The sequence below is a fragment of the Nonomuraea glycinis genome (genome assembly GCF_014646515.1).
Classification (GTDB): Bacteria; Actinomycetota; Actinomycetes; order Streptosporangiales; family Streptosporangiaceae; genus Nonomuraea; species Nonomuraea glycinis.
On the sequence record NZ_BMNK01000024.1, the window covers coordinates 75,571 to 87,794 of the forward strand.

At 70.2% G+C, this 12,224-nt stretch carries 15 protein-coding genes; 8 read left to right on the plus strand and 7 right to left on the minus strand.

Annotated features, from left to right (window positions below; genetic code table 11):
* Window positions 1-88 precede the first annotated feature (88 nt).
* Together eccD and IEY87_RS42225 are read left to right on the plus strand one after the other, a co-directional pair.
* On the plus strand, window positions 89-1,558 hold the full coding sequence (gene eccD / locus IEY87_RS42220) for a type VII secretion integral membrane protein EccD (RefSeq protein WP_189144517.1): 1,470 nt from the start codon (window positions 89-91) through the stop codon (window positions 1,556-1,558).
* Window positions 1,559-1,603: 45 nt separating this feature from the next.
* Entirely contained in the window at window positions 1,604-2,041 is a 438-nt protein-coding gene (locus IEY87_RS42225) for a YbaB/EbfC family nucleoid-associated protein (protein ID WP_189144518.1), read from the plus strand.
* A gap of 7 nt (window positions 2,042-2,048) precedes the next feature.
* On the opposite strand, the gene IEY87_RS42230 is transcribed toward IEY87_RS42225, so the two are convergent.
* The 6 genes from IEY87_RS42230 to IEY87_RS42255 are packed head-to-tail and all read right to left on the minus strand — an operon-like array spanning window position 2,049 to window position 6,410.
* Window positions 2,049-3,428: a hypothetical protein gene (locus IEY87_RS42230; RefSeq protein WP_189144519.1), complete on the minus strand. Its 1,380-nt coding sequence runs from the start codon at window positions 3,426-3,428 to the stop codon at window positions 2,049-2,051.
* Between the two features lie 22 nt (window positions 3,429-3,450).
* Entirely contained in the window at window positions 3,451-3,873 is a 423-nt protein-coding gene (locus IEY87_RS42235; protein WP_189144520.1) for a hypothetical protein, read from the minus strand.
* Window positions 3,870-5,333: a hypothetical protein gene (locus tag IEY87_RS42240; RefSeq protein WP_189144521.1), complete on the minus strand. Its 1,464-nt coding sequence runs from the start codon at window positions 5,331-5,333 to the stop codon at window positions 3,870-3,872. The genes IEY87_RS42235 and IEY87_RS42240 overlap by 4 nt, the downstream gene beginning before the upstream one ends.
* Complete coding sequence (locus IEY87_RS42245; protein WP_189144522.1) at window positions 5,333-5,692, minus strand: hypothetical protein; 360 nt, start codon at window positions 5,690-5,692, stop codon at window positions 5,333-5,335. The genes IEY87_RS42240 and IEY87_RS42245 overlap by 1 nt, the downstream gene beginning before the upstream one ends.
* A gap of 47 nt (window positions 5,693-5,739) precedes the next feature.
* A complete protein-coding gene (locus IEY87_RS42250) occupies window positions 5,740-6,051 on the minus strand; it encodes a WXG100 family type VII secretion target (protein ID WP_189144523.1) in 312 nt (103 codons plus the stop codon).
* A gap of 29 nt (window positions 6,052-6,080) precedes the next feature.
* Window positions 6,081-6,410, minus strand: a complete 330-nt coding sequence (locus tag IEY87_RS42255) for a WXG100 family type VII secretion target (protein WP_189144524.1) — start codon at window positions 6,408-6,410, stop codon at window positions 6,081-6,083.
* 221 nt (window positions 6,411-6,631) lie between these two features.
* Between IEY87_RS42255 and IEY87_RS42260 the strand changes: the two genes are divergently transcribed.
* The gene (locus IEY87_RS42260; protein WP_189144525.1) at window positions 6,632-7,672 is read left to right on the plus strand and encodes a hypothetical protein; all 1,041 of its coding nucleotides are present in this window, start codon (window positions 6,632-6,634) and stop codon (window positions 7,670-7,672) included.
* 47 nt (window positions 7,673-7,719) lie between these two features.
* A complete protein-coding gene (locus IEY87_RS42265) occupies window positions 7,720-8,550 on the plus strand; it encodes a hypothetical protein (protein WP_189144526.1) in 831 nt (276 codons plus the stop codon).
* Window positions 8,551-8,556: 6 nt separating this feature from the next.
* Here IEY87_RS42265 and eccB read toward each other — a convergent pair whose 3' ends face one another.
* Entirely contained in the window at window positions 8,557-9,975 is a 1,419-nt protein-coding gene (gene eccB / locus IEY87_RS42270) for a type VII secretion protein EccB (RefSeq protein ID WP_189144527.1), read from the minus strand.
* A 121-nt stretch (window positions 9,976-10,096) separates the two neighbouring features.
* Here eccB and IEY87_RS42275 point away from each other — a divergent pair, with 121 nt between their 5' ends.
* From IEY87_RS42275 to IEY87_RS42290, 4 genes are all read left to right on the plus strand, one after another.
* Window positions 10,097-10,972, plus strand: coding sequence for an SseB family protein (locus tag IEY87_RS42275; RefSeq protein ID WP_225278187.1), 876 nt, complete (start codon window positions 10,097-10,099; stop codon window positions 10,970-10,972).
* Window positions 10,969-11,373, plus strand: a complete 405-nt coding sequence (locus IEY87_RS42280) for a UCP033725 family protein (protein ID WP_189144529.1) — start codon at window positions 10,969-10,971, stop codon at window positions 11,371-11,373. The genes IEY87_RS42275 and IEY87_RS42280 overlap by 4 nt, the downstream gene beginning before the upstream one ends.
* A gap of 78 nt (window positions 11,374-11,451) precedes the next feature.
* Entirely contained in the window at window positions 11,452-11,853 is a 402-nt protein-coding gene (locus tag IEY87_RS42285) for a YbaB/EbfC family nucleoid-associated protein (RefSeq protein ID WP_189144530.1), read from the plus strand.
* Window positions 11,850-12,197: a hypothetical protein gene (locus IEY87_RS42290; RefSeq protein ID WP_189144531.1), complete on the plus strand. Its 348-nt coding sequence runs from the start codon at window positions 11,850-11,852 to the stop codon at window positions 12,195-12,197. Before IEY87_RS42285 ends, IEY87_RS42290 begins: the two co-directional genes overlap by 4 nt.
* Window positions 12,198-12,224 lie beyond the last annotated feature (27 nt).

The following is a 12,224-nucleotide window of genomic DNA, read 5'->3' on the forward strand; positions in this document are numbered from 1 at the left end:
AACCCTCCTGTCACCTGGAACACTTTCTTACCAGACACACCGTCCCTATATGTTCGACATGTCGGATTAGCCAGTCAGCCCCTGGAGCATGTCCGTGACCTCGCTCGCCCATCAGCACTTCCAGCCGGCCCCCCAGCAGCAGGGACACCCGCAGCACGGACATCAGCAGGCCCGGCAGCAGGCGCTGCCGCCGCTGTGCCATGTGACGATCGTCGCGCCGCGCCGCCGGGCGGATCTGGCCCTGCCCGCCGACATCCCGCTGCCGCACGTCCTGCCCGGACTGCTGCGCGCGGTCGGCGAGGCGGGCGGCGACTCGGCGAGCGCGCCCGGCTGGGTGCTCCAGCGGCTGGGCGGCGCGCCGTTCGACCTCGGCCAGACGCTCGCCGCCCTCGGCGTGCTCGACGGCGAGGTGCTGTACCTGCGGCCGCGCGAGTTCACCCTGCCGCCCGCGCTCTACGACGACGTGGCCGACGTGGTGGCCACCGGGGTGAAGGAGAGCTCGGGCAAGTGGGAGCCGCGCCACACGAGGCTCCTGGGCGCGGGCGCGGCGGCCGTCATCCTCGCGCTCGGCGTCCCCGCGCTCGTCCTCGCCGGTGGCCCGCCGCTGGGCCTGACCGTGGTCGCGGGCATGCTGGCCGTCCTGCTGGTCGGCGTGAGCGCCGCCCTGTCCAGGGCGGTCGGCGACTCCGCCGCGGGCGCGCTGATCGGCTACGCCGCGCTGCCGTACGCCTTCGTCGCCGGTCTGTACGGTCTGGCGAGCGGATCCAGCGTGGCCGGGCTCGGCGCCCCGCATCTGCTGGCCGCGCTGGTCTGCACCGCGCTGGTGGCCACGGTCGGCGGCAGTCTGGTGGCCGACGGCGTGGCGGGCTTCCTCGGCACGGCCATCGCCACGGTGGTGGGCGCGCTCGCCGCGGCCATGGTCATGGTGTCCGGCGTGCCCGCGGCCGGCGCGATGGCCATGACCGCCACGATCCTCATGGCGCTCAGCCCACTGATCCCCTCGCTGTCCTTCAGGATCGCCCGGGTGCCGCTGCCCACGCTGCCGACCAACGCCGAGGAGCTGCGCGCCGACAACCAGCGGCTGGACAGCGACGGCGTCCTCGGCCGCACCGCGCAGGCCAGGCGCTACGCCACCGGCATGGTCGTCGGCATCGCGCTGACCGTCATCGGGGCGCTGGGCTTCCTGGTCGGCACGCCGGGCTGGATGGCCACCTCCATGGCCGTCGTGCTCTGCCTGACGCTGTTGCTGCGCGCCCGCGTCTTCCACGGCCTGGGCCAGCGGCTCTGGCTGCTGTGCGGTGGGCTCGGCGGGCTGGTGGCGGTGGGCGTCTCGATGAGCGCAGGCGCGGGCACTGTGGCCGCCGCCGCAGTGGTGATGGCCATGCTCTGGCTGGCTCTGCTCGTCGTCGGGCTCGGCCTGTGGCTGCCGTCCGGGCGGCTGTCGCCGTTCTGGGGGCGGGCCGGCGACCTGGTGGACATCGTGCTGCTGATCTCGCTGTTCCCGCTGGCGCTCGGGGTGCTGGAGGTCTACACCTGGATCCGGGGCCTGTCAGGGTAGAAAGTCGATATTGTCGGAAAAAATGTGACTTATGGGAGTAAGTGGATGATTGAGCGGGAGTTCGGGGCGATGGACCTCAACAGGGTCCTCAAGAACGCGGACGCGCAGATGGCCCGCGCCGGCGAGCTCCAGCGGGTGCTCGCCGAGCTCGTCGGCACCGCCGCGGACCAGGACGGCCTGGTCCAGGTCGAGATGGGCGGCGCCGGGCTGAAGAACCTCCACCTGCACCCCAAGGCCATGCGCCTCACCTCGGGCGAGCTCGCCGAACGCATCCAGCTCGTCATCGCCGAGGCCTCGGCCGACCTCAGGCGCAAGGTGACCGAGGCGATGCAGGAGACGTTCGGCGACGAGAACCCGATGCGCTTCGCCGACGACCCGGACGGGCCCATGGCCCAGGTCCGGGGGGCCGAGGCCGTCTACAACCGGACCTTCGACGACCTCATGGGCCAGCTCGACCAGATCCGCAACCGCATGGAGCGCTGAGCCGAGGTCAGCCGATCCTCTCCGGGCTGGTCTTTTCCGTTGAGGAATAGACGTCGCCTTCAGGGTCGTAGAACTCGCGGCCACGCTCGTCGCCCTCGTTGGGATGCGCTCCTCCCATGCCCCCGGGCGGATAGCCCATGAAACCCCCTCCGGGGGAGGCCGCCCCGCCGCGCAGCACCGCCGGCCCTGCCGCCCCGCCCGGGCCGCCGGAGCCGTACCAGGTGGCGCCGTTCGGCCCTCCGGGAGTCGAGAACGGGTTGGCGGTGTTGACGGGCACCTGCGTGGAGGGCGTGTAGGCGGTCGTGGGCATGTGGGTGCTGTTCGGGTTCGCGGTCGTGGTGGGAGTGGTGGTGGGGCTCGCGTCGGCGAGTTCGGTCCGCCGGTCCTCGCCGCCGATCACCGCGGGAACCTCCCGACGGTCGCCGTCCTGATCCTGGGTGGACGGCTGCTGCTCCGGCTGCTTGGTGCCGTTGTCGCCGGGCTGTTCGGGTGAGTTCGGGTCGTCGGACCCGCCCGGGTCGCGTCCGCCCTGGTCCTTGTCCTGGTCCTGGCCCGGCTTGTTCTCGTCGTCGCCGCCGGGCCGGTCGCCGGGACCCTGCGTGTCGTCGCCCGGCCGGTCTGAGTCGTATGAGCCGCTCTGGTCGCTGCCGCCGGGGCCTCCGCTCGTGCCGTCGCCGCTCCAGTACGCGGTCGTCCCCCTGGGCACCTTCGTGCCGGAGCCGGGGTCGAGATCGTCGGCCTTCTTGGTGTCCACCTCCAGCGGGGTGATGTTCGGCATCTGGAAGGCGAGCCCCTCGGCGATCTGGCCGTTCAGCTCGTAGATCTTCATGTTGAGCTCTTCGAGGCGCTTCCTGGCCTCCTTGTCGGCGCTGAAGGCCAGCAGCGGGGTGCCGTTCAGCCCGCCCCCGGTGCCGCTGTTGAGCAAGGGCGGTGTGGTCCAGTCGGTCACACCCGGCCCGCCGGCGTTGTTGCCGCCGTTGAGCAGGCCGGGGTTCGGATTGGTCACGGTGGGCAGGCCGGCCACCATGGTGCGGTAGCGCCTGACCTCGCCGGCGTACTTCGTCAGCGGCTCGCCGGTCTGCTTCATGGCCTGGCCGAGCGCGCCCGCGCTCGCGTGCAGCAGCCGCAGCGCCTTCAGCGCCTGGGCGGCGTCGCCGCCGCGCCACACGGACGCGAGCGACGCGGCCGCCTTCATGACCGCGCCCTGCACCCCGGCATCGCCCTGCACCAGCTTGGCGGCCTCGACATAGCTCCGCCCGGCGCGCTCGATCGCGTCGGGGTCGGTGCTGTTCAGGTACTCGAGGACGGTCTCCCGGGTCGTGCTCTCGGGCGGTGTGCTGCTGCCGAGGTAGACGTACAGCTTGATCGGCTTCCAGTTCTCAGCCATTTTCCGTCACCTTCGCCGATTCTCACGCACTGCTGTCCGCGTGACCCTTCTCGTAATTACTGACGGCCTTCTCCACCGCGGCCGCCCACTTCTCGACGTGGTCCAGCAGCTCGTAGTAGCTGGTGCCGAACACTTCGTAGGCCTGCGCGGTGTTCGCCCCGAAATAGTGGGCCACTTCCCACTTGCCGGTCTCCCCGGGCCCGACGTTGGTCGTTCCGGCCACTTCGGCGACCGTGCCGGGCCCACTCCAGGTGGCGCTCATCGAGGCGGGCGCGCTGCCGCGCAGCGTCCCCAGCTCTTCGCGCAGGCGGGAGATGACCTCGCGGACGCCGGTGTGGTCGATGTCGGGCCCCTGGCCGCTGTCCCCGCCGAGGCCGGGAAAGTCCTTGGCGAGCTCCAACTCCGGGATGGGCGTTCCCGTGCCGCTGTCGTCTGGACGGCTCATGCCCTGCCTCTCGACTCACCGCTGATGTAAGGGCCCGTCGTGGGCACCTCGCTTGTGAAGTAATCCTCGTCTTCCAGGAGGTACGTGCTCCGCCCCTGTTCCTTCTGCTCCTGAGCTCCGTTGGCGCCGCCGGGAGGGATCATCATGGGGGAGGAGCCGTTGCCGCCTGAGCCGCGCAGGAGGGCGGCGCTCGCACCGCCTCCGACGGCCGCTCCGGCGCCCGACCCGCCGTACGGACTGCCGAGCCCCGTGCTGGGCGAGCCTGTTCCGGTCGGGCCGCCCGACGGGTTGCCGGACGGGTTCCCTGACGGGTAGCCGGTGGGATGACCGGCCAAGGTGGAGTCGGGAAGCCCGGCCAGTGAGGTCGTCGGGCCGCCCACGGAGGTGTCCGGGAGCGTGCCGGTCGGGGCGTCGGGGGTCCGCACGCCCGGCACCGCCGCCCCGTTGGGGTTCGGCACCCCCGCGGGAGGGTCGACGCCGTTCTTGCCCGACCCGTCGGTGCCGATCCCGTCCGTCCCGTCGGTGTCGCCGGGGAAGGTGACGTTCAGACCGGTGTCGTCGAAGCCGGGGATCCGGTGCCGGCTGGGGTCCTGCAGGCCGTCCTGGCCCGGGGTGTACAGGCCGTCGGGCAGGCCGCCCAGCGGGCCGAACGGCTGGGACAGCCCCGCGGGCAGGCCGCCGGAGGGGAGCGTCCCGTGGCTCACGGGCATGATCGGCAGGTTCGGGTCCAGGACCTCGAACTCGGGGATGTCGGTCCTGAGCTCGGCGGGGAACACCTGGTTGTTGGCCTTGGTGGCCTCGCTCAGCAGCTTGATGTGCTCCGTCGCGAGGTTCCTGTCCTGCTCCTCCTTGGAGTCGCCGAACGTGTTCATGAACGGGCCGTCGGTGAAGGCGGCGGTGATGCCGCCGGCGACCGTGCCCACGACGGCGCCGATCACCGCGCCGGGCCCGGCGCCCACGCCGCCGAAGAAGACCCCGACCCCGGCGCCCACGCCGAGGCCGGCCATGCCTCCCTGGGTGGCGCCCTCAAGGATCGAGACGTCCCGGTCCGGAGACTCGGGCAGGTTCTCGCCTCTGAAGGTCGCCAGCGTGTGGGCCTGCCTGACCAGTGCTGGGGCGACACCCGAGGGGTTGGCCAGGCACTGCTTGTCGTCCACCGACTGCTCGCTGATCGTGGTGGACACCTGGTCGGCGGACTCCCGCAGCCTGCGGAGCTGGGTCTTGACCACCTTGGCGTCCTCGCCCACCGTCCAGTGCTCGTCCAGCGCCCGCAGATGCCTGTCGAGCACGCCGACGAGGTGGTCGAGGCGCTGCTTGGCGGTGAGCATCTCGGAGGCGGCCTCGCGCAGCAGCTCGGGCTTGTTCTTGGCCAGCGTCTCCCGTAGCTGTTCGAGCGACAGCACCCCGTCGAATTCGGTGCTGCCGATCTCTGTCCTGATCGGCGCCCTGTTCTGGCCCATCAGACCTGCCTGCTGCTTTCGCCGGGTTGCTCGGCGCCGTCGTAGTTCTGCAACGCCTGTTTGAGCAGCTCCAAGACGTTCTCCACCTGGATGCCGATGTTCTCGTAGGAGCCGGTGACCGCGCCGACGGCCGAGCGCGTACTCTGCTGGTAGCCCATGGCGGCCGGCCAGAGTCCGCCCGCGGCCTCAAAGTCGGCGCTCAGCCGCCCGGCCGGGCCTGACTGGGTGAGGACCGGCTGCGCCTCGCCGCCGGAGCCGGCGGAGCTGTCGGGGCGCAGCAGCGCCAGCGCCTCCTCCAGATCGGTCTTGACCGCGTTGATCGCTCTCCTGCTGAGATCCACGCCACGATCGCTGCCCATGCTTCCCCTCTGGTGTCAGGCCCCGGCGGTGCCGCTCCTCGGTCGTTCTACTTGCCGTCGAAGATCTGGGCGTTGACCCGCTCGACCTGCTGCATGTTCATGCTGGTGATGTTGATGTTCGTCTTGAGCAACTGGACGAACTGCGACATGTCCCTGGCCTCGCGGTTCCACAGCTCGCGAACCTCGTTGAAGACCGTCTTGGACTGGCCTTCCCAGATCGCGCTCTTGGCCATGAGGTCCCGCTCGAGTGTCTCCAGGGTCTCCACCAGGCCGTTGTGGGCCCGGGCGAAGGCGTCCTCGCCCTGGCCGAGACCTTGGAAGTTGACTTTTGTACGATCGAAAACGTCATCCGCGGCCATCTGCGGCCTCCAGTCTGCCTAGAAGGGTCTTAGAGCGGCTTGGCGCTGATGAGCTGGGCGATGTGGTTCATCGCCTCGGCCCGCTCCTGGTTGAACGCGGCATAGTTCTTGCCGCTGGAGCCGATGTTCTCCGCCAGGCGGTGCAGGCTGCCGAGGATCACGTCCATCCGCTCGTGCCACTTGACGTGGACGGCGTGGAAGGCGGCCTCGGACTGGCCCACCCAGCTGGTCTTGAGAGTGGCGCCCGCGGTGTCCAGGTCCCGCTGGATGGTGCGCAACTTGGTGGCGGCGTCCTCGATGAGGCCGATCGCGGCCTTGAGATCGGCTTCGCTTACTTGAGTCTGCGGCTCGGCGCCCACAGATCTCCCTCCCTTGCTGCTCGGCTGACTAGGAGCCGTCAGGCCCCAGCCTCACATTAGTGAACTTAAGCCCCAAGGGTCGCACATTTACCCTTTAATCTCCCATACCTAGGGGACGACATCTAGGAGGTTGTCGTAGCTTTGTGGGAGTGATGTGACTAGGGGGGCTTGTGGCCGACTCATCCTCATCTGCGAGTGATCCGTTCGCTGGGCTTGGCGCCATGCCGGGACTCAACCCGCGCGACAGCGATCCCGAGTTCGACATGACGTACTCCAGAGTCAGGAACCTGGGGTCCAGCGTGGGCGGTTACGGCCAGGACCTGTCGCTGATGAGCGACAAGACCAAGGCCATCGACATGCACACGCTGACCTTCGGCGTGGTCGGCGGCGGGCTCAACGTCGCGCACCGCTCGGTGCGCGACGGCGCGGCGGACGCGCTGCTCCAGGGCCAGAAGGTGCTGGAGTCGTGGAAGAAGGCGCTGTCCGACGCGGCCGACAACACCGAGCAGGCCGAGCAGGCGAGCAAGGCGTCCGAGGAGGGCGGCCCGAAACCGCCGAAGATCCCCACCGGGGGCGGCGGCAAACTCCCGGGCGGCCTCCCCACCGGCGGCGGCCTGGGCGGCATCGACCCGCCGGGTGGCACCAAGTTGCCGGACGACTTCAAGCTGCCGGACGACACGAAGCTTCCGGATGACATCAAGTTGCCGGACGACACGAAGCTTCCGGATGACATCAAGCCGCCCGGTGACACGAAGCTTCCGGATGACATCAAGCCGCCCGGTGACATCAAGCAGCCGGGCCTCGACGACATCAAGCCGCCCGGTGACATCAAGCAGCCGGACCTTGACGGGATCAAGCAGCCGGACCTGAAGAATCCCGATCTGAGCGGGGTGAAGCCGCCCGACGGCACCGATCTGTCCGGCGTCGACCCACGACTGAACACCCCGGCCATGCCGCAGGTGCAGATGCCCGACAGTACGACGGTCGATCCGCGCGGCTCCATGGCGCGTACCGGCGTCTCCCTGCCGGACGGCGGCGCCGGCGGGGCCGCCGGCAACGGATCCCTGGGCGCCGGCCAGGGCAGTCTCTCCAAGGCGCTGAACAGTGGAATGCCGCTCTACCCCATGGGTGGCGGTGGAGCGGGAGGCGCCCCGGGCGGCGAGGACAGGGACCGCGAGCGCGGTGCGCACCTCGCCGAGGACGAGGGAGTCTGGGGCGGGGACGAGGACATATCGCCGGCGGTGCTCGGCAGAGAGGTGTAGACGAGCCGGTGGCACACGAAGGAGATTTTGAAGTTTTCCTGGGCGCCGTGGCTAGCGCATCGGCGGCGGCGTTCATCCTGCCGTACGCCTCGCCGATCGTCGGGATGATGGGCCTGCTGGTCGCGGACCCGGCCGAGCAGGACAGGGGGGCCGAGCAGTGGCTCAACACCACCCCGATCGACGCGGGCCCGAAGCCGGGCCCCGTGGGGTCGCCGGCCGCCCAGCAGGAGTGGCGACCGCCGATGGCCGCCCCCGCCGCCGCGGCCGGGAGCGAACACGCCGCCGGCGTCAGCGACCTGACCTACCTGCGCGGCGAGTTGAAGCGGCTGACCAGGGAGATCGGCAACGACAAGGGCTGGGCCGGCCGGAGTTACAAGTCGTTCCTGGAGAAGGTCGAGGTGCTGGACGGGCACCTGGCCACGCTGGACAGCAACAGGATGAACTGCGGCAACACGCTCAAGTGCTCGGCTCAGGGCACGCACGCGCTGGTGATGTTCTGTGTGGCCCTCTCGGTCGCCCTGACGGCGCTGGCGTCGTACATCCTGCTGCTGCGGTCCACCGCGAGTCTGGCGATGCTCACCGGTGAGGCGCAGGCCATCAGCGTGGTGGAGAACCTGCACATGACGATGAAGACGGTCTTCACCAACCACTGGAAGCTCGTCCTCAAAGCCGGTGCGATCCTGGGGGTCGCCGCCATCGCCTACAACCAGTTCACCCAGGACCTGCCCGGTCTGGAGGCCGTGTCGGGCGCCAAGCCGGACCTCATGGAGGCCAGCGTCATCTGGGACCCCACCAAGGCAGACATGATCGACAATCCGGAGAGCCAGTTCGACGCGTCCAAGCTGGAAGACTCCTTCATGCCGGAGTTCGGCTTCTAGCCTCACCTAGCCGGACAGGACGTTCATCGGGGTCAGCGCCGCCGCGGGGTCCAGCGTCGGCCCCTGGGGGATCAGGCGCAGGATGCTCGCGGGCACCGGTGTGACGTCCGCGGCGTCGTAGCCGAGCTTGGTGAGCACGTCCGCCGACGGCACCGGGTAGCGCACCCCCTGCTCGCTGATCAGCGACAGGGAGGTGGTCACCGCGCTGAGCTGGCCCTCACCGGGGAGCAACCCGGCGATCACGGCGCCGCCCGGCGGGAGCAGCACCTGGTCGAACCGGTCCTGGTTGCCCGTGCTCGTCGGTGTGGGCATCGTGAAGCCGTTGCCGCCGACCGTCACCTTCGCCACGACCGAGCCCGTCTGCGTGTTCGGGTAGGTCAGGCAGAGCGGCGCCGAGCCGGGCGGGTCCATCATCGTGGGCATGGCCGTCGGCAGGCTGCGGTCCAGCATGTTCTGCTTCGAGGGGGAGGCGTTGGCCGAGGCGGCGTCGATGGTGATCGGCAGCGCCGGGCGGGATCCGTACGCCTTCTTGCTGTTGGGGTCCTCCAGCAGGAGCCTGGCCTGCACGGGGGAGATGGGCGCCAGCCCATCGGTGAGCAGGACGTACCACCGGGCCGGGGTGCCGGGGACGGCCGGGACCGTGAAGATCTGGCCGACCGCCGCGGTGACCTTGCCGCCGGCGCGCACCTTCCGCCCGAGGCCGACCACCCTGGGGCCACGGAAGTCGCGCCCGGCCGGCAGCGCGTTCAGCCAGGCCGACGGCACCTTCCTGGGCTGCGCGTTGAGCGCCCGCACGCCGTTCGCGTCCATTCGCATGCGGCGATCGGCCCAGATCATCCAGTTCTGCCGTCCGTCGGTGACCACCATCGCGTTCATGCCGATCGGCTTCCCGCCGACGTCCGTCCCCGCGACCAAGGAGGTGTACGACTTGCTCTCGCCGAGTTTGTCGGGCCCGTCATGGACGCACACGGACCAGGGCTTCTTGACCAGCTTCTCCCGCTCGGGCAGCGAGTCGGGGGCGCCTTCGATGCCGATGACCGGCCCGCGCGCGAACTCGGTCAGGGAGGCCGCGCTCACGTTGCGCGTCCGGACCTCCCCGGCGTCCAGCACGAGCCGCGCCGACACGTAGTTGGCCACCGGCAGCAGCCGCCGCTGCTTCGCGCTGTAGACATAGGTGGCCCCGCTCTCCTCCTCGACCAGCAACTGTCCCGGCTCGGTCAGCTTGGTGGCGTTCCCGGGGGACACCAGTCCCCAGATGCCGAACACGGCCAGGACCAGAATGCCGACCAGGACGCCGCCGAACGTGGCCACGTTCTGGCGGCGCATGGGCGACTCCGGGACGTCGGGTTCGCCCTGCAGCAGCGCCATCCCCAGTCGCTGCTGCATCAGCCGATGAGCCTGATAGAGGTCCTTGTTGGTCTGCATGTCCCCTCATCGCGTCAGGTCGCCCTGCGTGCCCTGGCCCAAATATCCCAGTTTCTGGACGCGTTCCGCACCCCATCCACCTCACCAGGCTCGCCAGGCACGCGTGAACTACTGTGAGGCCGTGCGGCCAGGGAACGACTTCGAGGAGCGGTTGTGGGCGGCTCATGAGGCGGGTCAGAACGCCCTGTGCCTGAGCCTGCTCCGCGACGCGGACTTCGCGCTGCCGATCACGGCCGCCGCGGCCGCGGGCGCCGAGCCGGTCGCGTGGGCGACCGCCGAAGGGCCGGACCGGACCTGGGTGCTCGCGTACACCTCGGTCGAGGCGATGCGCGAGGCCGGCGGGGACATGGCCGTGCACTGCCGGGCGACCTCCCTGGTGGAGCTGGCGGCGGGCTGGCCGGACCCGAGGTGGGGGCTGGCGATCAATCCGGGCCTGCCGGTCGGCTTCATGCTGGAGCCCGGCACGGTGGCCCGGCTGGCCGTGCCCACCCTCGCCCAGGATCTCCTGCTCGACCCCGGGTCGGGGGTGCCGGTCGTGCAGAAGCTGCTGGGTCCCGCCGACATCCACGCCCTGCTGGCCGGGGGCGAGCCGCGGATCTCCGGCTACTGCCATCACGCGCTCGACGTCTCGCACATCGCCACGCCCGTCGTGCTGGCCGAGGCGCTGGGACAACCCGAGATGATCAACGACGCCGGCTCGCTCAACCTGCTGCGCTGGCGTCCGGTGGGGCCGGACCTCTACCGCACCCCCTACGGCGGGATCGACGAGGAGAGCAGGGACGCGGTCGCGGGCTGGGTGGTCGAGGAGCCGCCGTTCGTCGGCATGGGCCTGGTGCCCAACGTCGACCAGGTCATCCGCGAATACCGGATCTACGGCGTCGAGCTGCCGCACGGCGCCGAGATCTGGGAGCTCACCGTGGCGGGGACCGAGCACCGGCGCGCGATCTACCACGGTGACCTGCGGCGCTGGCTGCTGATCCAGGTCCAGGCGCGATGACTTGGGCCTTCTACCGGGCCCGCTGGCAGGGCGCCGACTACGTGGCCAGCCCCGAGCCGCACGCGCTGGAGCTGTGGGTCCGGCTGCGCAGCGCCGAGCCGCGCGAGGGCTTCGAGGAGGTGGAAGCCGGCTGCCACGTGCGCCCGGTGCCCGCCTCGGAGTGCGCGGCGGTGCACTTCGTGGTCACGGTCTGCCGATGGCGCGGCGAGCCGTTCCAGGTGTGTGCCGAGCGCGACGGCGAGTTGCTGCTGGAATACGCGGGCGGGTCTGCGCGGACCGCCGTGGACCTGGGTCTCGACCGGATCGAACGGGGCGTCTATCGCCGCTGGGTGCCGCGCGCCGAGGCCGGCGAACTCCGGGAGCAGGCCGTACTCGTGCACAGCGATCAAGGTTTTTTGTAGGCAGGCACTTGTTACTTGGTGTTCATGTGGCGGAAACTAACCCAAATGCCCCATGTGGCAAGTGTGAAGGGGGGTCTCATGGAGTCGGCGAGCAAGTCGGTCGCGGGGATGCAGGCCTATGCCGAGGAACTGCGGGCGACGTTCATGCGGCTACGGGACGAGGGCGCGGAGATCCACGCGCGGGCCAAGGCACTGCAGGTGACCGAGAAGTCGCACGACGGCCTGGTCTCGGTGACCGTCGGCTCGCGGGGGGAACTCGTCCGGCTCGACCTCGACCCGCGCATCTTCCGCCGCCCCGACTCGCGGCACCTCGCCGACACGATCGTGGAGACCGCGGGCCGGGCCGGGGAGCGGGTCCGCGAGCGCATCACCGAGATCTTCGCGCCGCTGATCCCGCAGGACCAGATCAAGGCGCACATGGACGGCGACGTGGACGGCATCTTCGACCTGCTCGCCGGTGAGACGGGAGACACGAGATGAATCCTTGGAACGAGTCAGTGCTCACCAAGTCGGTGGTCGACCGCGGCATCTCCCAGTGGGCCACCATGGCCGGCGACATGGAGCGAGATGTCCCCAAGCTGACCGCCGAGCTCCTGCGCTGCCTGGAGGCCACGCCCTGGGGCAACCACGCCGAGGGGCAGGCGTTCCAGGCCAGCCACCTGGGCGACGGCGGGCCGACGGACCTGATCAACCGGTGTGAGAAGCTCGTCAAGGACATCGCCGAGCTCGGTGACGGGATGCGCGCCTCCGTCGACAACACCCTCGGCGCGCACAGCGCCAATGCCCAGGACTGGGCAGGGATGGGACGGACGTTCGAGGCTTGAGGCGACGGGCGGGCTCTGAGCGGAAGC